This window comes from Vibrio sp. Vb2960, assembly GCF_033337665.1.
Classification (GTDB): domain Bacteria; phylum Pseudomonadota; class Gammaproteobacteria; order Enterobacterales; family Vibrionaceae; genus Vibrio; species Vibrio alginolyticus.
The window spans coordinates 72,984-97,753 of sequence record NZ_JAWORD010000016.1; the positions used below are offsets into that span (position 1 = coordinate 72,984).

A 24,770-nucleotide genomic window follows, 5' to 3' on the forward strand; every position below is an offset into this window, starting at 1 on the left:
TAGGGTGGTGCTTGCTTTGCTCAACCGTTTTAGGCTTTCTTCAGGAAAGATGACATTTTTAAGGTGAAACTGTGATTAACGAAATCAAAAAAGACGCGCAAGAGCGCATGGATAAAAGCGTTGAAGCGCTTAAGAACAACCTTTCTAAAATTCGTACAGGTCGTGCACACCCAAGCCTACTATCTGGTATTTCTGTAGAATACTACGGTGCAGCAACACCTCTAAACCAAGTAGCAAACGTTATTGCTGAAGATGCACGTACACTTGCAATCACGGTTTTTGATAAAGAGCTGACGCCGAAAGTAGAAAAAGCGATCATGACGTCTGACCTTGGTCTAAACCCTATGTCAGCTGGCACTATCATCCGCGTTCCACTTCCACCGCTAACGGAAGAACGTCGTAAAGACCTAGTTAAGATCGTCCGTGGTGAAGCTGAAGGTGGTCGTGTTGCTGTTCGTAACATCCGTCGTGACGCAAACAACGATCTTAAAGCGCTTCTAAAAGATAAAGAAATCTCTGAAGATGAAGACCGTAAAGCACAAGACGAAATTCAAAAGCTAACTGACGTTGCAGTTAAGAAGATCGATGAAGTTCTTGCTGCAAAAGAAAAAGAGTTGATGGAAGTTTAATACTCCCACACACATCACTGTTGGAAAACGCTGTGCTCACAGCTCAGCGTTTTTTTATGTTAGTCTATCCAACTGATGGAACTCAATTAACTCCCTATGCAAAATTCTCAAGCCTTCTCTGATTCCCTTCCTAAGCATATTGCCATCATTATGGACGGTAATGGCCGTTGGGCTAAGTCCAAAGGAAAACCTCGCGTATTTGGTCATAAAAAAGGCGTTAGTGCCGTTCGTAAGACCGTGGCTGCTGCTTCAAAACTAGGCATTAGAGCCATGACGCTGTTTGCTTTTAGTAGTGAAAACTGGCGTCGTCCGGAGGAAGAAGTGGGTCTTTTGATGGAACTGTTTATCACGGTCCTGTCTAGTGAAGTAAAAAAACTACACAAAAATAACTTACGGTTGCGCGTGATCGGTGATACCAGTCGATTTAGTGAGCGTCTACAAAAGAAAATTGTAGAAGCAGAAAACCTAACGGCAGATAACACGGGTATGGTGATCAACATTGCAGCCAACTATGGCGGTAAATGGGACATCACAGAAGCTGCTAAAACGTTAGCGCTAAAAGCACGTAACGGTGAAATTCGTGTAGAGGATATCAATGAGCAGCTAATCACTGAGCATTTGACCATGGCAGACCTACCGGAAGTGGATCTTTTAATTCGCACCAGTGGAGAGTGCCGCATCAGCAACTTTATGTTGTGGCAAATGGCTTATGCAGAAATGTACTTTACAACAGAGTACTGGCCAGAATTCGATGAAGACAGTTTGGTAGAAGCTGTAACTTGGTTTATCAACCGAGAACGTCGTTTTGGCTGTACAGGTGAACAAATAAAGGCATTGATGGCAGCTCAATAAGGACTAGTTAGTTTGAAACAGAGAATAATAACAGCACTAATTTTAGCTCCCCTGGTTATTTTAGGCATTTTTAAATTACCGCTAATGGGCTTTATTGCCGCTTTAACTGCAATAACGCTATTAGGTTTTTGGGAGTGGACTCAGTTTACAGGAAGCAACTCTCGCATTGCTGCCCTTGTGCCGGCAATCATTATTACCGGACTTAGTTTTCTATACATCTCGCCTGATGCATATAGCCTCAATCACTTAACGACACCTCATTATGTCGTCTTGGGTATTGGTTTTGTTTGGTGGATTATTGCTAGCTTAATGGCGATTACTTACCCCAAAACGACGAAATCTTGGCAAAGTAATTTTGTTTTACGTCATGTATTTGGTTTTCTGACATTAATCCCATTCCTTTGGAGTGTGATTATTCTCAGAGCGTATGACATCACTGTAGATCCATACCACGGCGCAAAGCTTGTGTTGTACGTTTGTTTCTTGGTATGGGCTGCAGATAGCGGCGCCTACTTTGCAGGCAAAAGCTTAGGCAAACGTAAGATGGCTCCTCATGTAAGCCCCAATAAAACCATTGAAGGGCTAATTGGTGGCATTATCACGGCATTAATCGTAGCGTGGGCATTTGCTGATTGGTTCGATATCCAGTTCACTAGCCCTGTCCATATGGTGCTGATTACGCTGGTTACTGTCGTTATTTCAGTGCTTGGTGATCTGGTTGAAAGTATGTTCAAACGTGTCTCAGGCATTAAAGACAGCAGTAACATTATCCCAGGGCACGGTGGTGTGCTAGATCGTATCGACAGCCTAACCGCAGCATTCCCAGTTTTTGCTCTTCTTTACTACGTATTCTAATTTATCAGGAGCGGCGTCGTCGCTCCTGAGCTTTCTAACGGTCTTACAACATGCAAAAGTTAACGATTCTTGGTGCTACTGGATCAATTGGTGCAAGCACGCTTAAAGTGGTCGAACAAAACCCAGATCTGTTTTCTGTCGTTGCCTTAGCGGCAAGCACTAACGTTGAAAAGATGATCGGTCTATGTCGTCAGTGGCAACCTAAATATGCGGTCATGGCAGATAAAGCTGCGGCGTCTCAACTTCAAGCTGAGCTACACTCGGTTTCGCCAGGTACCGAAGTGCTAGGTGGTACTGATGCGCTATGTCATATAGCTTCGCTGGACGAGGTCGACAGTGTAATGGCTGCTATTGTAGGAGCCGCTGGCTTATTGCCTACCATGGCTGCCGTGAAAGCAGGTAAGCGAGTCTTGTTGGCAAATAAAGAAGCACTTGTAATGTCAGGCCAGCTATTTATTGATGCTGTAGAAGAATTTAGCGCAGAGCTACTTCCCGTCGACAGTGAACACAACGCCATTTTCCAATGTTTACCACAGCAAGTACAAACCAATCTAGGTCGTTGCAATTTACAAGAACATGGCATTTCTCATATTTTGTTGACTGGATCTGGTGGTCCTTTCCGTTACACTGACATCGCAGAACTGGAGCAGGTGACACCCGCTCAGGCGATCGCTCATCCAAACTGGTCGATGGGGCCAAAAATTTCTGTTGATTCTGCCACGATGATGAATAAAGGCCTTGAGTATATCGAAGCTAAGTGGCTATTTAATGCTGCTCGCGAACAACTGAAGGTGGTTATTCATCCTCAATCTGTGATTCATTCTATGGTTCAGTATCGTGATGGTTCGGTCTTGGCACAAATGGGAGAAGCGGATATGGCGACGCCAATTGCGCTCACCATGTCATACCCGTCAAGAGTAGAAGCTGGGGTTAAGCCGCTAGACTTCACGAAAGTTGGTGAGCTGACGTTTTTGCAGCCTGACTTTGCTCGTTACCCATGTTTAAAACTCGCAATTGATGCTTGTTATGAAGGTCAACACGCAACAACGGCATTGAATGCAGCTAATGAAGTCGCTGTTGATGCATTTTTAAATAACAGACTAGGTTTTACCGATATTGCTCGCATCAATGAGTCTGTGTTGAATAAAATCAACGCAAGCTGCAAAGCTGAGAATGCGAATAGCTTGGAAAGCTTGCTCGAGCTAGATAGAATGGCACGAACTATTGCCCTAGAAACCATACGCGAGCGTAGCTGATGACTGGTATATTGTGGAATCTCATTTCTTTTATCGTCGCACTGGGCATTCTTGTTGCTGTGCACGAATTTGGGCACTTTTGGGTTGCTCGCCGTTGCGGCGTTAAAGTTGAAAAGTTTTCAATCGGTTTCGGCAAGTCTATTTGGAGTAAAGTAGGCAAAGACGGAACGGAGTACAGCATCTCAATGATCCCTCTCGGCGGCTATGTGAAAATGGTTGATAGCCGTGTCGATGAGGTGCCAGAACATGAGAAGCACCTAGCGTTTGATAAGAAGCCGTTATGGAAGCGAACCTCTATTGTTGCGGCTGGCCCCATCTTTAATTTTCTTTTCGCAATTTTTGCCTATTGGCTGGTATTTCTAATTGGTATCCCGGCTGTTAAGCCTGTAATTGGTGAAGTTACGCCCAATTCGATTGTTGCGGAAGCTGGAATTGAATCTGGAATGGAACTTAAATCGATATCTGGTATCAAAACTCCGGATTGGGAATCAGTAAATATGGGATTGATTTCTCATATTGGCGATGATTTGATGACGGTAACACTAACGTCAGCGAATGAAGTTGGTTCAGAAGTAACGAAAACGCTCGATTTACGTGAGTGGAAGTTCGACCCAGAAACTCAGTCAGCGATGCAATCGTTAGGTTTTACTCCGTATACACCGGAGGTGTATCGAGTTATCGAGCAGGTCTCGCAAGGTGGAGCGGCGGAAAAAGCCGGTGTGCTTCCAGGTGATGAGGTTGTCGCAATTGGTCAACAACGCGTAACCGAATGGAAGCAAGTGGTTGAAGCGGTTCGTTCTAATCCTGATACACCGCTTGAATTGACGGTGTTACGTCAGGGTTATGAGCAAACATTGACGCTGACGCCCGGTAGCCGTGAGCTAGCTAACAAAGAAGTCGTTGGTTTTGCAGGTATTGCACCTAAAGTCGCAGAATGGCCAGAAAGTTATCGCTTCGATCTTCAGTTTGGTGTATTCGAGTCAATAGGTAAAGCAGTAGACAAAACTGGCCAAGTCATTGGTTTGACAATCAGCATGCTTAAGAAGCTGATTGTTGGAGACGTTGGTCTGAATAATCTGAGTGGACCAATATCAATAGCCAAAGGCGCAGGCGCGACAGCAGATTATGGTTTGGTCTACTTTTTAGGTTTTCTCGCTCTAATTAGTGTTAACCTAGGTATTATTAACCTCGTTCCTTTACCAATGTTGGATGGCGGTCATTTGTTGTTTTTTGCAATTGAAGCAGTCATTCGACGTCCTGTTCCTGAGAAAGTGCAGGAAATGGGCTTTAGAATTGGTGGTGCGATCATCTTCTCGCTCATGGCGTTAGCGCTATTTAATGATTTTACTCGTCTGTGATAGTTCAGAGACAAAAGCAGTAGCAAGGAATAATTAGAACAAGTATGGCGATTAAGCGAATTCTATTTGCAAGTTTACTGGCGACCAGTGTATCTGCAAATGGAGCAGAGAACTTCGTAGTTCAAGATATTGAAATCGATGGATTGCAGCGTGTAGCACTGGGTGCTGCATTGTTGAAAATGCCTGTACGTGTCGGTGATACCATTGGCCAAGGCGATGTTGCAGAAATTATCCGCGCCCTGTATGCATCTGGTAACTTTGAAGATGTGAAAGTGTTGCGTGACGGTGGTGTTCTGATGGTTCAAGTCAAAGAACGTCCTACCATTGCAAGCATCTCTTTTTCAGGTAACAAAGCAATCAAGGACGAGCAGCTACAAGAAAACCTGAACGCGTCTGGCGTTCGTGAAGGTGAAGCGCTTGACCGCACCACGCTAAGCAACATTGAAAAAGGCTTAGAAGACTTTTACTACAGCGTAGGTAAATACAACGCAACAGTAAAAGCGGTGGTTACTCCACTACCACGTAATCGTTCTGACCTTAAGTTTGTCTTTACTGAAGGTGTGTCGGCAAAAATTCAGCAAATCAACTTTATCGGTAATGAAGTGTTCAGTGATGAAGAGCTGCTTTCTCGCTTTAACTTAAATGTTGATGTGCCGTGGTGGAATTTCCTTTCTGATGAAAAGTATCAAAAGCAAGTCCTTGCAGGTGATATTGAAGCACTCAAATCATTCTACCTGGATCGTGGTTACTTAAAATTTAACGTTGATTCGACACAAGTTGCAATCTCTCCTGACAAGAAAGGGGTATACATTACTCTTGGTCTAGAAGAGGGCGAGGTTTACACCGTTAAGGACGTGAAGTTCCGTGGTGATTTGATTGGCGAGGAAGCGACGTTCGAAAGACTTGTGCCATTTGAAGACAATGAGACATACAACGGCTCGTTGGTTACTTCAATGGAAGAAGGGATTAAGCGTGTGCTTGGTGAGTCCGGTTATGCTTATCCTCAAGTGAATACCATTCCTGAGTTTGACGACGAGAATCAAGAAGTTTCTTTGGTCGTTAACGTAGATCCGGGTAACCGAATTTATGTTCGTGACATTCGCTTCACGGGTAATAACTCAACCAAAGATGAAGTCCTTCGTCGTGAAATGCGTCAGATGGAAGGCAGTTGGTTGAACTCGAAATCGATTGAAACGGGTAAAACTCGTCTAAATCGGTTGGGCTACTTTGAAAATGTTGAAGTACAGACGGTTCGAGTTCCTGGTAGTGATGATCAAGTTGACCTAGTTTACTCTGTCAAAGAAGCAAACTCTGGTAGCGTTAACTTCGGTGTTGGCTACGGCACAGAATCGGGTGTGAGCTTCCAGGTTGGCCTGCAACAAGATAACTTTATTGGTAGTGGTAACCGTGTTGGTATCAACGCGATGATGAATGACTACCAGAAAAACATCAGTCTTGATTACCGTGATCCGTACTGGAACTTAGACGGTGTAAGCTTGGGTGGTAAGGTTTTCTATAACGAATTTGAAGCGAAAGAAGCCAATATCGTTGACTATACCAACGAAAGCTATGGCGCGAGCTTAACGTGGGGCTTCCCATTCGATGAGTTGAACCGTTTTGAATTCGGTGTCGGTTATACGCACAACAAGATCGGTAACTTATCGCCTTACTTGCAGGTAGAGCAGTTCTTACGAGCACAAGCAGACAACATTGATTCTAGTGGAGCGTTGAACACAAACGACTTCGACTTCAATATCTCTTGGACACGTAATAACTTAAACCGTGGTTACTTCCCAACGGCAGGTAACCATCAGCGTGCATTCTATAAAATGACCGTACCTGGCTCTGACGTTCAATACTTCAAAATGCAGTACGATGTTCGCCAGTATGTGCCATTGACTAAAAAGCACGAGTTTACCCTCTTGTTCCGTGGCCGCTTAGGTTACGGTAATGGTTACGGTCAAACGGATGGTAACGATAACTTGTTCCCATTCTACGAAAACTACTACGCAGGTGGCTTTACATCGCTTCGTGGCTTTGGCTCAAACTCTGTTGGTCCTAAAGCGGTTTACCGTGATACATCTGGTTCAAACAATGGCGCAGATACAGCAACAGATGACTCTGTTGGTGGTAACGCCGTAGCGCTAGCAAGTGTTGAGTTGATTGTCCCAACACCATTTGCATCAGAAGAAGTACAAAACCAAATTCGTACCAGTATCTTCTTTGATATGGCAAGTGTTTGGGATACGGAGTTTGACTACCGCGATTCAGGTGCGGAATATGGTGACCGTTACTACTACGATTACTCAGATCCAACCAACTACCGCTCTTCTTACGGTGCGGCGTTGCAGTGGATGTCTCCAATGGGGCCACTAGTATTCTCACTAGCGAAACCAATTAAGAAATTTGATGGCGATGATGAAGAGTTCTTCACATTCACTATCGGTAGAACTTTCTAAAGAGGAAAATATTTTGAATAAAATGATCAAAGCGGCTGGGATTGGCCTTCTTGTACTGAGCTCTTCAATGTTTGCAAATGCGGCAGAAGCTGCACAGAAAATTGCTTACGTAAATACAGCTCAAGTTTTTCAAGCTCTTCCTCAACGTGAAGTTGTACTACAAAAAATGCAGAAAGACTTCAAAAGCAAAGCTGATGAACTAAAGTCAATCCAAGCACAAGCTAAAACAAAGATTGAGAAGCTACAACGTGACGGCGAGCTTTTGGGTCAAGACGAAGTTGAAAAGCTACGTATCGATATCGCGAAGCTCGACAGCGAGTACAAAGTGAAAGCACAAGCACTTGAAAAAGCAAGTGCGCGTCGTGAAGCTGAAGAAAAAGCGAAGCTTTTCAAAACGATTCAAGATGCAGTTAAGAAAGTCGCAGACAAAAATGGTTACGATCTTGTGATTGATATCTCTGCTTTGCAGTACGGCAAGCCAGAATACAATATCTCTGAAGACGTAATTAAAGCTCTAAAATAAGAAGTTATGAAGACATTAACATTAGCCGAATTGGCGACAATTACCGGGGGTGAGCTGTTTGGTGACGAGTCTCTCGTTGTAAGCCGTGTTGCTCCAATGGATAAAGCACAAGAAGGTGACGTAACCTTCTTGTCTAACCCAAAATACGCAAAACACCTTTCTGAGTGCCAAGCTACCGTTGTTATGGTAAAGGCTGAGCATAAAGATCAATGCGTTGGAAATGCGCTAGTGGTTTCAGACCCTTATGTCGCATTTGCTCGTGTGGTCCAAGCGATGGATACCACACCAACACCGGCAGACGATATTGCACCAAGTGCTGTGATTGCCGCTGACGTTAAGATGGGTGAGAACGTTACAATCGGCGCTAACGCTGTGATTGAAACGGGCGTGGAACTCGGCGACAACGTAAGTGTTGGTGCTGGTTGTTTTATCGGTAAGAACGCCAAGCTAGGGAATAACACCAAGCTTTGGGCTAATGTCACTATCTACCATGAAGTGTCATTGGGTGATGACTGTCTCGTTCAATCGGGTACCGTCATTGGCTCTGATGGCTTCGGTTACGCGAATGACAAAGGCGAGTGGATTAAAATTCCTCAGCTTGGTTCAGTGCGTATCGGTAACCGCGTTGAGATTGGTGCTTGTACTACGATTGACCGCGGTGCACTCGAAGATACTATCATTGAAGACAATGTCATTCTGGATAACCAACTTCAAATCGCGCACAACGTGCAGATCGGATATGGTACCGTGATGCCTGGTGGTACTATTGTCGCGGGCAGTACAAAAATTGGTAAGTACTGCCAGATTGGCGGCGCGTCTGTTCTGAATGGCCATATCACTATCGCAGATGGTGTGGCGATTACAGGTATGGGCATGGTAATGCGCAGTATCGAAGAAAAAGGCCTTTACTCATCAGGTATTCCACTACAAACGAACAGAGAGTGGCGTAAAACTGCAACTCGAGTTCACCGTATTGATGAGATGAATAAGCGCCTGAAAGCGGTTGAAAAACAGCTGGAACAGAAAGAAGAAATTTAGAACAAGTTATCTTTCGCTCTGTATTTAACGTGAAAGCTAACAGGCTCTAGTTCCATATTCTGTACGAAGACTCGCGAAATGCGGGTCTTTTTCTTCTATAATGACGCGCTCTAAGTAGATTTAACTCCAAGATGGTGCGTATTTTGCTAGTATATTGCAAAGCGATTCGGCTTTACGACCTGTTGCCACGTTTGCCATCTTGGCGGCAAAAAATTGATATAGGAAGACGACTTTGACTACTGAAAAGAAAACGATGAACATCTCTGAAATTCAAGAGCTACTACCTCATCGCTACCCATTCTTATTGATCGACCGAGTGATAGACTTCCAAGAAGAGAAGTACCTTCACGCGATTAAAAACGTGTCGGTTAACGAACCTCAGTTCACAGGTCACTTTCCTCAACTACCAGTATTCCCAGGTGTTTTGATTTTAGAAGCAATGGCTCAGGCAACAGGCTTACTTGCATTTAAATCATTTGGTGCACCAACAGAAAATGAACTGTACTACTTTGCAAGCGTAGACGGCGCGAAATTCCGTAAACCAGTGGTTCCGGGCGACCAATTGGTTATTGAGGTAGAATTTCTGAAAGAACGTCGCGGCATTGCTGCATTTAGCGGTGTAGCAAAAGTTGACGGCGAAGTGGTATGTTCTGCAGAACTGAAGTGTGCTCGTCGAGAGTTTTAATATGATTCATGAAACCGCTAAAATCCACCCGGCAGCGGTGGTAGAAGAGGGCGCCAAAATTGGTGCTAACGTAACAGTAGGTCCTTTTACGTACATCACCTCTACGGTTGAAATTGGTGAAGGCACAGAAGTGATGTCTCACGTTGTGATCAAAGGTCACACAACTATTGGCAAAGATAACCGTATTTTCCCACATGCTGTCATTGGTGAAGAAAACCAAGACAAAAAATACGGTGGTGAAGACACAACTGTGGTTATCGGTGACCGTAACGTCATTCGTGAAGCGGTCCAAGTTCACCGCGGCACAGTGCAAGACAAAGCAACCACGATCATTGGTGATGACAACTTATTGTGTGTGAATGCACACGTTGCGCATGATGTTGTTATTGGTAACCACACTCATATCGGTAATAACTCGATTCTTGGTGGTCACGTTACTGTTGATGACTATGCCGGTGTGATGGCACTGTCTGCGATTCATCCGTTTTGTACAGTGGGCGCTTACGCATACATTGGCGGCTGTTCAGCTGTGGTGCAAGATGTCCCAGCTTATGTACTCGCGCAAGGTAACCACGCTACTCCATTCGGCTTGAACCTTGTTGGCTTGAAGCGTAATGGCTTTGAGAAACCAGAGATTCGTGCGCTACAAAAAGCGTATAAAGAAATCTACCGTTCAGGTAAGACGCTAGAAGAAGTGAAGCCTATTCTGGCTGAAATGGCTCAAGAGTGGCCGGCTGTGAAGCGTTTCTCAGATATTCTGGAAACGACGGAACGTGGCATTATTCGTTAATTGGCGAATGAACCAATAAATAAAAAGATCGTGACCAAATTTGAGGTTACGATCTTTTTGTGTTTTATGGATAAGGCAAACCGTTATCCATAGCGCACAGGAAAAATAGCGAAGTAGATATGGAAAGACCATTACGTATTGGCATCATTGCCGGAGAATTGTCTGGCGATACGCTAGGTGAAGGCTTTATCAAAGCAGTAAAGCAACAATATCCAGACGCAGAGTTCGTAGGCATTGGTGGTCCGAAAATGATAGCCCAAGGTTGCGAGTCTCTGTTTGATATGGAAGAGCTTGCGGTGATGGGATTAGTCGAGGTTTTAGGCCGCTTACCGAGACTTCTTAAAGTGAAAGCTGAGCTCGTTCAGTATTTTACTCAGAATCCGCCTGATGTTTTCATCGGGATCGATGCTCCTGACTTCAACTTACGCCTGGAGCTTGACCTCAAGCAAGCGGGCATTAAAACCGTTCATTACGTGAGTCCGTCTGTTTGGGCTTGGCGTCAGAAGCGCATCTTTAAAATAGAAGCGGCAACGAACTTGGTGCTAGCATTTCTTCCGTTTGAGAAAGCGTTCTACGACAAATTTAATGTACCTTGCGAGTTCATTGGTCATACCTTGGCTGATGCCATCCCACTAGAATCAGAACAAGCGCCTGCACGTGAGTTGCTTGGTTTAGAACAAGATAAAAAGTGGCTTGCTGTCCTGCCAGGCAGTCGTGGTAGCGAGTTAAAAATGCTCTCAGAGCCATTTATTGAAACCTGCAAGTTACTCCATAAAAAATTTCCAGAACTGGGGTTTGTTGTCGCGCTTGTTAATCAAAAACGCCGTGAGCAGTTTGAACAAGCATGGAAAGAGCTAGCGCCAGAGTTGGACTTCAAGTTAGTTGATGACACCGCACGCAACGTCATCACCGCATCCGATGCCGTGATGTTGGCCTCCGGTACCGTAGCGTTGGAGTGTATGCTTCTCAAGCGTCCAATGGTGGTGGGTTATCGTGTGAATGCATTTACTGCTTTCTTAGCTAAACGTCTATTGAAAACGAAGTATGTGTCATTGCCGAATATCTTGGCGGATGATGAGCTCGTCAAAGAATATCTACAAGATGAGTGCACACCAGACAATTTGTTTACTGAGGTTTCTCGCTTATTGGAAAGCGACAATAAACCGATGTTAGATAAGTTTACGGAAATGCATCATTGGATCCGTAAAGATGCGGATCAACAAGCCGCAAACGCGGTTCTAAAACTGATTGAAAAATAGAGATTTATCATGGCTGTTAAACCAAAAGCGACCAAAACCAAAGTTGAACTCCCTCCGTTTGAATATCCGCAAGGTTACCAGCTTGTGGCCGGAGTCGACGAGGTAGGACGTGGCCCTTTGGTGGGAGACGTCGTCACCGCTGCGGTTATCCTTGATCCTCACAATCCTATTGAAGGGTTGAACGATTCGAAAAAATTGACCGAAAAGAAACGCATGGCGTTGCTTCCTGAAATCAAAGAAAAAGCATTGGCGTGGGCGGTCGGGCGTTGTTCTCCTGAAGAAATCGATCAACTGAATATTTTGCAGGCGACTATGGTTGCGATGCAGCGTGCAGTGGCGGGGTTACAGGTTCAACCTGATTTGGTGTTGATTGATGGTAACCGTTGTCCGGAGCTGCCAATGGATGCTCAAGCTGTAGTAAAAGGCGATCTACGTGTTGCCGAAATCAGTGCGGCGTCAATTATTGCCAAAGTCGTGCGTGACCAAGAGATGGAAGAGTTGGATAAACTTCATCCACAATTTGGCTTCGCGAAGCACAAAGGTTACCCAACTAAAGCGCACTTTGAAGCGATTGAGCAACACGGAGTGATCAGTGAACACCGCAAGAGTTTCAAGCCAGTAAAAAAAGCGTTAGGCATAGAATAATCAAACGATCTAATTGGTGTTATAAACCCAACCTCTTTAGGTTAGAATCCCCAACAAAATAGAGTTACACGGTACCTGTTAATGTCAGATCCCAAATTCATCCACCTGCGTGTTCATAGTGACTTCTCGATGGTGGATGGCCTCAACAAAGTTCCGCCAATCGTAAAGAAAGTTGCTGAGCTCGGTATGCCCGCAATGGCGTTGACCGACTTTACCAACCTATGTGGTTTGGTGAAGTTTTACGGTACGGCGCATGGCAGTGGTGTTAAACCGATCATTGGTGCTGACTTTAAAATGCAGTCGGACGAGTTTGGTGAAGAGCTGACACAAGTGACTTTGCTTGCGGCGGATAATGTAGGTTATAAGAACCTGACGTTATTGATATCAAAAGCGTACTTACGTGGACATGTTCAACACCACCCTGTGATTGATAAAGCCTGGTTGGCTGAAATGTCTGAAGGCTTGATTGTATTATCCGGCGGTAAAAGCGGGGAAATTGGTCGCGGCCTTTTGAAAGGCAACCGTCAAATAGTGCAGGGGTGTGTTGATTTTTATAAACAGCATTTTCCAGATCGCTTTTATCTTGAGCTACTTCGTACCGGTCGTCCAGATGAAGAAACTTATCTTCACTTTGCGGTTGAATTGGCAGAGCAGCAAGACTTGCCAGTAGTGGCGACCAATGAAGTTGTATTCCTGAGTCCAGACCTATTTGATGCTCATGAAATACGCGTAGCGATTCACGATGGTTACACATTAGAAGATCCGCGTAGGCCAAAAAACTACAGTCCGCAGCAATATCTTCGTACAGAAGAAGAAATGTGTGAGCTGTTTGCTGATATTCCTGAAGCGTTAGAAAACAGTGTCGAGATAGCGAAGCGTTGTAACGTGACTGTGCGCTTAGGTGAGTACTTCCTACCAGCTTTCCCAACCGAAGGGATGAAAGAGACTGAGTTCCTAGTCATGAAATCCCGAGAGGGGTTGGAAGAGCGTTTAGAGTTCCTATTTCCAGATGAGGAAGAGAGAAAACGTCGCCGCCCTGAATATGATGAACGTCTTCAGATAGAGCTAGATGTTATCAACCAAATGGGATTTCCTGGTTACTTCTTGATCGTAATGGAGTTCATCCAGTGGTCAAAAGATAATGGAATTCCTGTCGGTCCTGGACGTGGTTCCGGTGCTGGTTCTTTGGTGGCTTACGCACTAAAAATCACCGATCTGGATCCACTAGAATACGACTTGCTGTTCGAACGTTTCTTGAACCCAGAACGTGTTTCGATGCCCGATTTCGACGTCGATTTCTGTATGGATAAACGTGACCAGGTTATTGACCACGTTGCGGAAATGTACGGTCGTGACGCGGTGTCTCAGATCATCACGTTTGGTACCATGGCGGCAAAAGCGGTAATCCGTGACGTTGGCCGCGTATTGGGCCACCCATTTGGTTTTGTTGATCGTATTTCAAAGCTGATCCCGCCCGATCCAGGTATGACGCTAGATAAAGCGTTTAAAGCTGAACCTGCACTACCTGAATTGTATGAGGCCGATGAGGAAGTTAAAGAACTCATCGACATGTGTCATATTTTGGAAGGCTGTACGCGAAACGCCGGTAAACACGCTGGTGGTGTTGTAATTTCACCTACAACAATTACCGATTTTGCGCCAATTTATGCAGACGCTGAAGGTCACTTTCCGGTTACTCAATTTGATAAAAACGATGTTGAGACCGCTGGCCTAGTTAAGTTTGACTTCTTAGGTTTACGTACCTTAACCATTATTGACTGGGCGTTAGGGCTGATTAACCCACGCCTAGAGCGAGAAGGTAAAGAACCGGTTCAAATTGAATCCATACCGTTAGAAGACCCCGCCTCTTTCCGTTTGTTGCAAAACTCTGAAACGACAGCAGTATTCCAGCTTGAATCTCGAGGCATGAAAGAGCTGATCAAACGACTTCAGCCAGACTGTTTCGAAGACATCATCGCATTGGTAGCACTCTTCCGTCCGGGTCCTTTGCAATCGGGCATGGTAGATAACTTTATCGACCGTAAACATGGTCGAGAAGCGATCTCTTATCCAGATGAAAAGTGGCAACACGAGTCGCTAAAAGAGACGCTAGATCCAACCTACGGCATCATCCTGTACCAAGAGCAGGTAATGCAGATTGCGCAGATCTTAGCAGGTTACACGCTAGGTGGTGCGGACATGCTTCGTCGTGCAATGGGTAAGAAAAAGCCAGAAGAGATGGCAAAACAACGTGCTATCTTTGAAGAAGGTGCGATAAAGAACGGTATCGATGGCGAGTTGGCGATGAAAATCTTCGACTTGGTAGAGAAGTTCGCCGGTTATGGTTTTAACAAATCGCACTCTGCTGCTTATGCATTGGTTTCTTATCAGACTCTTTGGCTGAAAACACATTACCCTGCCGAATTTATGGCTGCGGTAATGACAGCCGATATGGATAACACGGAAAAAGTCGTTGGCTTGGTCGATGAGTGTTTCCGTATGAAGCTCACCGTGCTGCCACCAGACATCAACTCTGGCTTATATCGCTTTAATGTTGATGAAAATGGCGCAATTGTTTACGGTATTGGTGCGATAAAAGGGGTAGGTGAGGGTCCTATCGATGCGATTCTTGAGGCGAGAAATAAAGGTGGTCACTTTAAAGACCTATTTGATTTCTGTGCTCGAGTTGATCTAAAACGCGTCAATAAACGAGTGATAGAGAAGCTGATTTACGCGGGCGCGTTGGATCGACTAGGCCCACACCGCGCGGCGATGATGGCGTCACTCAATGATGCGGTAAAAGCAGCAAGTCAACATCACCAAGCTGAAGCGTTTGGTCAAACGGATATGTTTGGTGTGCTAACGGATGCACCTGAAGAAGTAGAGCATAAGTATACGCAGGTTCCGCCTTGGCCAGAAAAAGTGTGGTTAGAGGGCGAGCGTGATACCCTAGGTCTATATTTGACAGGGCACCCAATTAACGCCTACGTAAAGGAACTAAACAAATACACCAGTTGTCGACTAAAAGACGCAACGCCCACTCGCCGCGACCAATCTGTCACGGTGGCAGGTCTGGTTATTGCCGCTCGTGTAATGACGACTAAGCGTGGTACACGAATTGGCATTATGACACTGGATGACCGAAGTGGTCGCATGGAAGTGATGTTGTTCTCAGATGCACTGGATCGATACGCTGAACTTCTCGAAAAAGACAGAATTTTGGTCGTTTCTGGACAGGTCAGCTTTGATGACTTCAACGGTGGCCTTAAAATGTCGGCGCGTGAAGTTATGGATCTCGGCAGTGCGCGCGAGAAATACGCTCGTGGTTTGTCGGTATCGATAGATGCAAATCAGATCAACGATCAGTTTTTTGAGCAGTTCAGCCGTATTTTAGAACCGCACAAAGCCGGAACCGTACCCGTCAATGTATACTACCAGCGTGCCGACGCCAGAGCGCGGTTAACATTGGGCACCGAGTGGCGAGTTACGCCAAGTGATACATTACTCGACGATTTAAAACAGTTGCTTGGCAAAAGCCAGGTAGAACTCGAATTTAACTAAAAATTCAGCGCAATATGTTAGACGCTGAGTAAACAAGGATTCATAGATGAGCCTAAACTTTCTTGAATTTGAAAAGCCAATTGCAGAACTAGAAGCGAAAATTGAAGCATTACGTGATGTCTCTCGTCACGGTGGTGATTCTGCGATTGACCTGGATAAAGAAATCGAACAGCTTGAGAAGAAAAGCTTAGAGCTGAAGAAAAAAACCTTCAGTGACCTAGGTGCATGGGAAACAGCTCAACTGGCTCGTCACCCACTACGTCCTTACACGCTGGATTACATCCAACACGCTTTTGAGGAGTTTGATGAATTAGCGGGTGACCGCGCGTTTGCAGACGACAAAGCGATTGTGGGTGGCATGGCTCGCCTTGAAGGCCGCCCTGTGATGATCATTGGTCACCAAAAAGGTCGTGAGACCAAAGAAAAGGTGAAACGTAACTTTGGTATGCCGAAACCAGAAGGCTACCGTAAGGCTCTACGCTTGATGGAAATGGCAGAGCGTTTCAACATGCCGATCATCACATTTATTGACACGGCTGGCGCATACCCAGGTGTGGGCGCAGAAGAACGTGGTCAATCTGAAGCTATCGCGAAAAACCTAAAAGTGATGTCTGGTCTTAAAGTACCAGTAATCTGTAACGTTGTCGGTGAAGGCGGTTCTGGTGGTGCATTAGCAATCGGTGTAGGCGACTACGTGAACATGCTTCAGTACTCTACGTACTCAGTAATTTCTCCTGAGGGTTGTGCTTCAATCTTATGGCGTGATTCAGACAAAGCGCCACAAGCGGCAGAGGCAATGGGCCTAACTGCTCCGCGTCTTAAAGAGCTTGAACTGATCGACGAAATCATTGAAGAGCCACTAGGCGGCGCTCATCGCGATCATGTTCAAATGGCAGCGAATATGAAAGCGACACTACTTCGTCAGCTAGAAGATCTAGAACAATTGGATGAAGAGACGCTACGTGAGCGTCGTTACCAGCGTCTAATGAGCTACGGTTACTGTTAATTTCGGTGATTGCTATTAAGCGTTAGCTGATATCTCAAGTGATAACAGTTAAAATAGAAAGGGTTGGATGAGAGTCCAGCCCTTTTTTTGTACCTATCGGATCGCTTATGGAATCGCTTTACCCGCATTTTGCTCAAGTTCTCGGCCGCTACTATCAATTAGGCACTAAGGTTGTCTTGGCGTTTAGCGGAGGAGTGGATTCACGTCTTTTACTCGAATTACTCAGTCGCTACCAACAAGCGCACTCTGTAGAGTGTCACGCTGTGTATGTGCACCATGGTTTAAGCTCGAATGCCGATAATTGGGCCGATAAATGCTTACTTTGGGCACAACAAGTGGGGATATCGTGCTCGATCGAGCGAGTGAGCTTAGACATCAGCAATGGTGAAAGTATTGAACTTCTTGCTCGTGAAGCTCGCTACCAAGCCTTAACTAAGTACATTCAAGAAGGTGATATACTGTTGACTGGTCAACATGCCGACGATCAAATAGAGACTTTTCTCCTTGCGCTTAAGCGCGGCAGCGGGCCTAAAGGGTTATCTTCGATGGCGGAGAGTATGCCGTTTTCTTGCGGATCTCTAGTTCGACCATTGCTTACTATCAAGCGGAAGACCATCGAAGAAGCCGCTACTAAATTAGGCTTGGAGTGGGTGGAAGACGAAAGCAATCAAGATACCCGTTATGATCGTAACTTTCTTCGTCATTGTGTTATTCCTGAATTGTCTGGTCGCTGGCCGAGTATCCATCAAGCGGTTCAGCGCAGTGCAAGTTTATGTGCTCAACAAGAAGCGCTATTGGATGAACTATTGAGCGCGGTGTTTGAACGCGCTTTACAAACGGATCTAAGTTTGAGTATTGAAGAACTGGCTAAGCACAGTGGATTAGCGCGTGCGCGCTTGATTCGTATGTGGCTGTCTAAGCTTAATACTAGTATGCCGACTCAGGTACAACTCAATCTCATCTGGAATGAAGTGGCATTAGCTCAGCAAGATGCCAACCCCAAACTACAACTTAAACAAGGTGAAGTGCGCCGTTTTCGAAATTGTCTCTATTGGGTAACGGAAACGGCTGACGTCACTGAGTGGCAAAGTACGATTCAAGTTGATGCGACTTTGTCGCTGCCAGAGCGGCTAGGGGAGCTGACCTTAACGACGAGTTCTAGCAACGCAACGATTGCGCTACCGAGTCAGCCAGAATTGCTTCGCGTGACCTTTAATCCGGAAGGCTTATCAGCGCATCCAACCACGCGTAATCACAGTCGAAAACTGAAGAAGTTGTTCCAAGAATACAATGTGCCAAGCTGGCTGCGTCGTCAAATTCCGATTTTGATGTATCAAGACCGAGTCGTTGCTGTGGCAGATCTGTTCGTTGATCAGGCATTTAATGGTCAAGATTGTGAACTTATTTGGCGCAGGTAATGAAAATTCATGCCACAATGTCGATTATAAAATATAAAAATCCTTAAATAATAATTGATTAGGTGAAGCAATGAAGAAAACAATCATGGGTGCAATGGTGGCGTTAACCATGTTCAGTGGGCAAGCTCTAGCTGCGGGAGATGTCGCAGCAGGTCAAGCAAAGTCGGGAGTATGCGCGGCGTGTCATGGCGCTGATGGTATTGCTGTCATTCCGGGTTACCCAAATCTGAAAGGGCAAAATGAGCAATATATTATCAGTTCAATTAAAGCTTATAAAAATAAAGAGCGAACAGGTGGGCTTGCTGCTGTGATGCAAGCTCAAGCTTCATTGTTGTCTGATGAAGACATCGCTAACCTAGCGGCTTACTACGCAAGTTTGAAGTAAACGCGAGTCTGAAGTAAAGCTTGGACGATTGGGCATTGAGCAGTCCTCATTGGGTTTTATCAACTCACGATATTCGCTATGTTAATTTGCTCAGCCTGGATTTTCGCTGGTGGATCAGAGACAAACATTGAATGTTGCGAAACGCTAAACGATAATAAGCGCAATCGATTGAAGCTTAAGGGATGAACATGAAAAAAATTGAAGCGATTATCAAGCCATTTAAACTGGATGATGTTCGAGAAGCGCTAGCTGAAGTTGGCATTACAGGGATGACCGTCTCTGAAGTGAAAGGCTTTGGTCGCCAAAAAGGTCACACCGAGCTTTACCGTGGTGCAGAGTACATGGTGGACTTTCTACCTAAAGTGAAGCTCGAAATCGTTGTAACGGAAGATGTGGCTGATAAATGCGTAGAGACAATCATTGAAACCGCGCAAACTGGTAAGATTGGTGATGGTAAAATATTCGTCACTGATATTGAGCGTGTGGTTCGTATTCGTACTGGTGAAGAAGACGAAGACGCGATCTAAGGTTTCTTGTCACCTGTTTCGTATTTATTATGCTAAAAGGGAGCCAAGTGGCTCCTTTTTTGTTGTTTGCTTATTAGTGAAATCATTTAACCCGAGATTGGTTGTTCTAGATTTCGGGTGCCTACATTCAGGTTTGTCGTATGTTTAAGCGTTTTTTTCTGGCGTTAGCTTTTCTCGTAATAGCGGTATTGGTTGGCTTCCAGGTTATTTTCACCGTACCAGATCAGCCGCAAATTATTACTCAAACAGGTACCGAGCTGACACAAGATATCAGGTGCATCGAATTTAGCGATTCAAAAGCTCTGGATCAGGGCGGTGAAATCAATGTGCTTGTCTGGAATATCTACAAACAGAACCGGGCTAACTGGCAACGTGCACTCGATGAGTTTTCTGCTGATAAGCAGTTACTGTTATTGCAAGAAGCCAGCATGACACCATCATTTAAGCAGTGGTTGGTGGATGGTCGCTGGGTTAGTAATCAAGTGAGTGCTTTTAAGGCGCTGGGTAGCGGTGCCGGTGTAATTAGTATTGCTCAAGGGCAACCAGAAAAAGCCTGCGCTTACACCTCTAAAGAGCCGTGGCTTCGCTTACCTAAGTCTGCATTATATAGCCAGTATCACTTGAGTAATGGCGAGAAACTCGCAGTGGTGAATGTACATGCGATTAACTTCACCGTAGGTACAAAAGAGTATGTATCGCAGTTAACGGCGCTTGAAATGCTTTTAAAGCATCATGTGGGGCCAATTCTATTTGCTGGAGACTTCAATAGCTGGAGTGAATCTCGCGTTAATGCGATGAGGCAGGCCTTAAAGGCTGCGGACTTACAAGAGGTGACGTTCTTGCCGGATCATCGAGTCCAATTTATAACAGGGTTACCACTGGACCATGTGTTTTACCGAGGTCTGACGCTTAAGTACGCAAAAGCGCCGCAGAGCGACGCTTCCGATCATAACCCATTGTTATTGTCATTTACGTTAAATAACTAGCTTAGGTTACCACAATATAAAGTGCCCAAATAACGTAGAAGAATACCCATGGCAGGCTTGCTATCACCAAAGCTTGGCCACGTTCAAACTCCGTCCACGTCAGTACAACGCCGTAGCCGAGCACAATGTACCAAGGCAGAAGCAAAGGTAACGAGCTAGCGAAATGAGACCATTCGTTAGTAAGAGGCAGCTTTAATAGACCATTGAGGCTATTTAAATCGGCAGCGTAAGTCATTACCTGACCATGCTTGAGTAGCAAGCTCGCGTAGCTTGCTACATCGCCCAATACTGCTGGGAATAAGATAGCACACGATGCGGCAAACCATTTCCAGTAACCGTATTGTTGTTTGCTTGCCTTTGTTGCAAGAAAGAACCAAAGCGCGAGCAATAGTAAGGTGGCAAAGCGGTTGAATACATCATTGATGATCGCGCTTGCCATTAGCGTGTTTGGTTCTAATAGCTCAATCTGCTTCGGGTCGATTTGCTGAAATTGCGCAGCAAGTTGGTCACTGAGCCACGTGAAATCGACATTCGAAAAGTAAGCACCCCAGAATAAAAACGGACTAAGCATCAGGAAGATGAACGGTTGCCATCCCCATCCACCGCGTTGATAAAGCGCAAGAAAACAAGATGTTGGAGAACGAAAAATGTCCAACAGCATCACAAGTGGATTGCTTGATGGGTTCATACACTTACCTTCGTTACGTCAACGTACAACTTAAGCTTTTGACCTGGTTGTAAGTATTTTTTCTTGTGTAGCGAGTTCCATTTCACGATGTCGTTCGTTTTTACTTTGAACTTGCTTGCAATGCCGCTAATGGTGTCGCCAGAGCGAACGTTGTAGAAAACGGTACGGATCACAGAACCTTTGTCTGAGTCCTTCCAAATCACTAGCTTTTGACCCACACGCAATGGATCTTTAGGGCCCATACCATTCCATTTAGCTAACGATTTATACGACACTTTATTGTTACGTGCGATTGACCACAAACTTTCTCCAGACTGAACGACATGGGTGAGCTTGAGTTGACCACGAGCACGAGATTGAGTCTTGTTTAATCGGTTTTGTGCCGTTAATACATATTTTGCATCGTCTTTTGTTGATGTCGGAATCAATAGGTATTGACCAATACGAATGTTGTTATTCGATAGGCCGTTGGCACGTCGAATGACTTTCGTGGTTGTGCCGTATTTATTAGCTAGCACGCTTAAAGAGTCACCAGATTTCACCTTGTAGCGAGCGACCTTCATCCCTTTACCGCGATTTTTCTCCACCTTGGTGAGAAAAGTCTCTTTTTTCTCTACGGGAATCAAAAGTTGGTGCGGCCCCTCAGGCGCTGTCGACCACTGGTTGTATGCTGGGTTGTAACTCTGCAACTCTTTTACGCTAATGCCGGCATAATCTGCGGCAATAGCCAGATCTAACTGCTCTTCTGGATCAACAAGCGTTAGAACAGGCTTGTTTGGAATTGCAGGAATATTAAGTCCGTACTTGTCTTGGTTTGCGATAACGTCAGCCAAGGCCAATAGCTTAGGAACGTAACTGCTGGTCTCTTTTGGTAAGTCTAATGAGAAGAAATCGATAGGTTTACCGAGCTTTTTATTCTTACGAATTGCGCTAGAAACTCGGCCTCCACCGCTGTTATAAGCGGCGATTGCATGTTCCCAGTTACCATCAAAACGCTCGTTTAGTTGTACTAGGTAGTCCAGCGCTGCATCCGTTGCTGCTGCCACATCTCTGCGACCGTCATACCAGTAGTTTTGCTCTAATCCCATCATTTTTCCGGTGCCTGGGACAAATTGCCACAACCCAGCCGCGCTACCATGTGAGTAGGCAAAGGCATCGAATGAACTTTCCACTACAGGAAGTAATGCAAGCTCCATTGGGAGTCCGCGCTCTTCGATACGTTTTGTGATCATGTATAGAAAAGGAGTCGCACGCTTAGATACCGTGTAAAGGTGATTTGGGTGCTTTAAATACCACGTACGGTAGTAGTCCACTTTCTTGTGGTTTGGGATATCCATGTCCAGCTGCATGGCGATACGTTGCCACACATCTTCTTGTTCTTGGGGGGAGAGAACTTTAGGCGCGTCGTTAGCGGATTTTTTTGCTAGTGACGATTTATTGCCCGGTTGAGCTTTTACTGCATTTTGCTTTGCAGTCTGCTCAGATTTATTGGTTTCTGGTGTAGAAGACGTTGAATCTGACTGAGTCAATTGACAGCCAGATAATAACAACGCAAACGCCCAAGTATACTTCAAACGCATGGATTCAGCCTATTTAGGGCCTGTTTATCTTCACCTGCCTGTCGCGCAACGTAATGTGCGTGGCAGTCGCAAGATAATAGACATCTTTTAAACACTAACTAATTTATAGAGGCAAAGAGCTTCTAATTATGCAATGGGGAGAAATTCAAATAGATTTATATCAACCCCAAACGTAAGAGAAGCGCCAGTGGCGCTTCTCGAAAAATCAGTCCCTGATAATACTGGGGTCTTGCAAACTTACAAGCAGAAAATGGTTAAAATTCGTTCTTCCACTCGCGTAAAGCAGTAAAAACCGAGCATGGATCGCTATTTTTAATGCGACTAGCAACAGATTGAACCACGTCAGGGTTAGAGGTTCGCAAGAACGGATTAATCCACTTTTCTTTGCGTATTGTTGTTGGAAGTGTCGGAATGTTGAGTGCTCGCAGTCGGTTTACATCGTCGCGATATTGGCGAAGTTGCTCATTGTCAGGTTCAACCGCTAGAGCAAACGCCACGTTACTCGCCGTGTATTCATGTGCGCAGAAGACTTGAGTTTCTTCTGGTAGAGACGTTAGTTTACTCAGTGATTCAAACATTTGCTCAGGCGTACCTTCAAAAATACGACCACAGCCAGCGGAAAAGAGCACATCACCGCAAAACAGTTTTCCGTCTCCAACGTAACCGATATGGCCCAAAGTATGGCCTGGTAACCCAAGTACTAAGAAAATCTCACCAAACAACTCCAGTTTGTCGCCTTCTTCCATTGGTGTTGTTAGGGTTGGAATTGGCTCTGATTTTGGGCCCACAACGGCGACTTCGGGAAAGGCACGCACTAAGTCTGGAACGCCACCAATGTGATCGTTGTGGTGGTGCGTAATTAAAATCGCTTCTAAAGTTAATTCGTTAGCCTGCAGAAATTCTAATACTGGCTTCGCATCGCCCGGATCAACGACTGCGCAGCGCTTATCGTTATTTTGTATCAGCCAGATGTAATTATCATTAAATGCGGGTATGCTTTTGATCTCTAACACGATTCGTTCTCCGTCACCCATTTTAGTCAGGTGGTTAATGAAACCAGCACTCAGCAACAAAACTATACCACACCCGTCGACTTGGTCAGCAATGAACAACGGTCCGTGGGTGCTTGAGTCAATTCAGACCCGACTTGATGAATGGTGCCCGAAACTCTTCGGCTACCATATGCTCAAACTGGGCGGGTTGAGCTGTGAGCTAACCAGCTGTAATTGTAACATTCAACACCAAGTCAACGTAGATATCCAGAACCCGTTGCATAATGTGATTGCAGATGGTTACGAATTACCCTTTTTGGAAAAAAGCTTTGATGTTGTGATACTCGCTCATCAGCTCGACTATGCAAGCGATCCACACCGTTTGTTGCGTGAAGTCGATAGAGTGATGATGGATGATGGCTATGTAATTATTACTGGATTCAACCCATTAAGCTTGACTGGATTAGCGAGTTTGCTTCCATGGCGTAAACATAATTTGCCTTGGAGTGGACGAATGTTTACGTCGAACCGCATCAAAGATTGGTTAGGGTTACTTAATTATCAAGTGATTCATTGTGATCGTTATGCGCTGTTTCCGATGAAACGTTACCGTACGATGTGGACATGGTTGGAAAATAGTCTTGGTGATTGGGCATCACCCGCTGGGAGTTTGTATTACATCGTCGCGCGGAAACGGACATACCCTCTCAAGCCTATCAAACCGCATTGGCGCTTGAAGAAAAAGCTCACACCACTTGGGGTGATGAATCGAGAGGGTAACCCTATGAGGAAAGAATCTCGCTAAGAGGGTTGGTAACCTGTATCTTCCTCAGTTGGGTTTTCTGCAGCAGTCCGGGCTAGCTCATCACACATTTCGTTCTCACGATGGCCCGCGTGGCCTTTTACCCAATGCCATTCAACTTGATGGCGTGCGGTTTCTTTGTCTAGAGCTTGCCATAAATCGGCATTCTTCACGGGTTTTTTATCCGCTGTTTTCCAACCACGCTTCTTCCAGTTATGGATCCACTGAGTAATACCTTGGCGCACATATTGGCTGTCAGTCGTTAAAGTGACTTTACAAGGTTGTTTTAACGTCTGTAGCGCGACGACAGCCGCCAACATTTCCATGCGGTTGTTGGTAGTTAACGTATAGCCTTTGGAAAGTGTCTTTTCTACGTCTTTGTAACGCAATACTATGCCGTAACCACCTGGTCCTGGGTTACCTAAACAAGAACCGTCAGTGAAAATCTCAACGTGTTTGGTCATATTTTTTGGTAC

General features: G+C 45.2%; 23 protein-coding genes. 19 read left to right on the top strand and 4 right to left on the bottom strand.

Annotated elements, in window-relative coordinates:
• Window positions 1-71: 71 nt before the first annotated feature.
• The 18 genes from frr to R7O03_RS15165 all read left to right on the top strand — a co-directional run bounded on the left by frr (window position 72) and on the right by R7O03_RS15165 (window position 20,232).
• Complete coding sequence (gene frr / locus R7O03_RS15080) at window positions 72-629, top strand: ribosome recycling factor (protein WP_005380330.1); 558 nt, start codon at window positions 72-74, stop codon at window positions 627-629.
• A gap of 96 nt (window positions 630-725) precedes the next feature.
• Complete coding sequence (locus R7O03_RS15085; RefSeq protein WP_318131816.1) at window positions 726-1,481, top strand: isoprenyl transferase; 756 nt, start codon at window positions 726-728, stop codon at window positions 1,479-1,481.
• 12 nt (window positions 1,482-1,493) lie between these two features.
• Window positions 1,494-2,336: a phosphatidate cytidylyltransferase gene (locus tag R7O03_RS15090; protein WP_005385351.1), complete on the top strand. Its 843-nt coding sequence runs from the start codon at window positions 1,494-1,496 to the stop codon at window positions 2,334-2,336.
• Window positions 2,337-2,386: 50 nt separating this feature from the next.
• On the top strand, window positions 2,387-3,592 hold the full coding sequence (gene ispC / locus R7O03_RS15095) for a 1-deoxy-D-xylulose-5-phosphate reductoisomerase (protein ID WP_017820752.1): 1,206 nt from the start codon (window positions 2,387-2,389) through the stop codon (window positions 3,590-3,592).
• Window positions 3,592-4,950, top strand: coding sequence for a sigma E protease regulator RseP (rseP, locus tag R7O03_RS15100; RefSeq protein WP_017820751.1), 1,359 nt, complete (start codon window positions 3,592-3,594; stop codon window positions 4,948-4,950). Before ispC ends, rseP begins: the two co-directional genes overlap by 1 nt.
• Before the next feature lie 44 nt (window positions 4,951-4,994).
• Window positions 4,995-7,409 carry an outer membrane protein assembly factor BamA gene (gene bamA / locus R7O03_RS15105; protein ID WP_005391802.1) on the top strand — a complete coding sequence of 805 codons (2,415 nt, stop codon included), beginning with the start codon at window positions 4,995-4,997 and terminating at the stop codon, window positions 7,407-7,409.
• Between the two features lie 13 nt (window positions 7,410-7,422).
• A complete protein-coding gene (locus tag R7O03_RS15110) occupies window positions 7,423-7,932 on the top strand; it encodes an OmpH family outer membrane protein (protein ID WP_005391804.1) in 510 nt (169 codons plus the stop codon).
• A gap of 6 nt (window positions 7,933-7,938) precedes the next feature.
• Entirely contained in the window at window positions 7,939-8,970 is a 1,032-nt protein-coding gene (gene lpxD / locus R7O03_RS15115) for a UDP-3-O-(3-hydroxymyristoyl)glucosamine N-acyltransferase (protein ID WP_318131817.1), read from the top strand.
• A 232-nt stretch (window positions 8,971-9,202) separates the two neighbouring features.
• Window positions 9,203-9,655: a 3-hydroxyacyl-ACP dehydratase FabZ gene (fabZ, locus tag R7O03_RS15120; protein ID WP_005380349.1), complete on the top strand. Its 453-nt coding sequence runs from the start codon at window positions 9,203-9,205 to the stop codon at window positions 9,653-9,655.
• A 1-nt stretch (window position 9,656) separates the two neighbouring features.
• On the top strand, window positions 9,657-10,445 hold the full coding sequence (gene lpxA / locus R7O03_RS15125; protein ID WP_005380357.1) for an acyl-ACP--UDP-N-acetylglucosamine O-acyltransferase: 789 nt from the start codon (window positions 9,657-9,659) through the stop codon (window positions 10,443-10,445).
• 119 nt (window positions 10,446-10,564) lie between these two features.
• Window positions 10,565-11,704: a lipid-A-disaccharide synthase gene (lpxB, locus tag R7O03_RS15130; protein ID WP_017636041.1), complete on the top strand. Its 1,140-nt coding sequence runs from the start codon at window positions 10,565-10,567 to the stop codon at window positions 11,702-11,704.
• Window positions 11,705-11,713: 9 nt separating this feature from the next.
• Window positions 11,714-12,349 (top strand): ribonuclease HII, encoded by a 636-nt coding sequence (gene rnhB / locus R7O03_RS15135; RefSeq protein ID WP_085570097.1) that lies wholly within the window; start codon window positions 11,714-11,716, stop codon window positions 12,347-12,349.
• 81 nt (window positions 12,350-12,430) lie between these two features.
• The gene (dnaE, locus tag R7O03_RS15140) at window positions 12,431-15,910 is read left to right on the top strand and encodes a DNA polymerase III subunit alpha (RefSeq protein WP_005385364.1); all 3,480 of its coding nucleotides are present in this window, start codon (window positions 12,431-12,433) and stop codon (window positions 15,908-15,910) included.
• Between the two features lie 46 nt (window positions 15,911-15,956).
• On the top strand, window positions 15,957-16,916 hold the full coding sequence (accA, locus tag R7O03_RS15145) for an acetyl-CoA carboxylase carboxyl transferase subunit alpha (protein ID WP_005380365.1): 960 nt from the start codon (window positions 15,957-15,959) through the stop codon (window positions 16,914-16,916).
• A gap of 107 nt (window positions 16,917-17,023) precedes the next feature.
• A complete protein-coding gene (tilS, locus tag R7O03_RS15150; RefSeq protein ID WP_053349817.1) occupies window positions 17,024-18,334 on the top strand; it encodes a tRNA lysidine(34) synthetase TilS in 1,311 nt (436 codons plus the stop codon).
• Between the two features lie 70 nt (window positions 18,335-18,404).
• Window positions 18,405-18,719: a c-type cytochrome gene (locus R7O03_RS15155; RefSeq protein ID WP_033905507.1), complete on the top strand. Its 315-nt coding sequence runs from the start codon at window positions 18,405-18,407 to the stop codon at window positions 18,717-18,719.
• Between the two features lie 188 nt (window positions 18,720-18,907).
• Window positions 18,908-19,246 carry a nitrogen regulatory protein P-II gene (glnB, locus tag R7O03_RS15160; RefSeq protein ID WP_005380372.1) on the top strand — a complete coding sequence of 113 codons (339 nt, stop codon included), beginning with the start codon at window positions 18,908-18,910 and terminating at the stop codon, window positions 19,244-19,246.
• Window positions 19,247-19,386: 140 nt separating this feature from the next.
• Window positions 19,387-20,232: an endonuclease/exonuclease/phosphatase family protein gene (locus tag R7O03_RS15165; protein ID WP_318131818.1), complete on the top strand. Its 846-nt coding sequence runs from the start codon at window positions 19,387-19,389 to the stop codon at window positions 20,230-20,232.
• Between the two features lies 1 nt (window position 20,233).
• On the opposite strand, the gene R7O03_RS15170 is transcribed toward R7O03_RS15165, so the two are convergent.
• The 3 genes from R7O03_RS15170 to gloB all read right to left on the bottom strand — a co-directional run bounded on the left by R7O03_RS15170 (window position 20,234) and on the right by gloB (window position 23,513).
• A complete protein-coding gene (locus tag R7O03_RS15170) occupies window positions 20,234-20,920 on the bottom strand; it encodes a YIP1 family protein (protein WP_005380375.1) in 687 nt (228 codons plus the stop codon).
• Window positions 20,917-22,500, bottom strand: coding sequence for a LysM peptidoglycan-binding domain-containing protein (locus R7O03_RS15175; RefSeq protein WP_258483595.1), 1,584 nt, complete (start codon window positions 22,498-22,500; stop codon window positions 20,917-20,919). The genes R7O03_RS15170 and R7O03_RS15175 overlap by 4 nt, the downstream gene beginning before the upstream one ends.
• 254 nt (window positions 22,501-22,754) lie before the next feature.
• A complete protein-coding gene (gene gloB / locus R7O03_RS15180) occupies window positions 22,755-23,513 on the bottom strand; it encodes a hydroxyacylglutathione hydrolase (RefSeq protein ID WP_053304147.1) in 759 nt (252 codons plus the stop codon).
• Window positions 23,514-23,550: 37 nt separating this feature from the next.
• Here gloB and R7O03_RS15185 point away from each other — a divergent pair, with 37 nt between their 5' ends.
• Window positions 23,551-24,297: a class I SAM-dependent methyltransferase gene (locus R7O03_RS15185; RefSeq protein WP_318131819.1), complete on the top strand. Its 747-nt coding sequence runs from the start codon at window positions 23,551-23,553 to the stop codon at window positions 24,295-24,297.
• Here R7O03_RS15185 and rnhA read toward each other — a convergent pair.
• Window positions 24,294-24,758: a ribonuclease HI gene (rnhA, locus tag R7O03_RS15190; RefSeq protein ID WP_005380384.1), complete on the bottom strand. Its 465-nt coding sequence runs from the start codon at window positions 24,756-24,758 to the stop codon at window positions 24,294-24,296. The two genes, R7O03_RS15185 and rnhA, sit on opposite strands and share 4 nt — an antisense overlap.
• Between the last annotated feature and the right edge of the window lie 12 nt (window positions 24,759-24,770).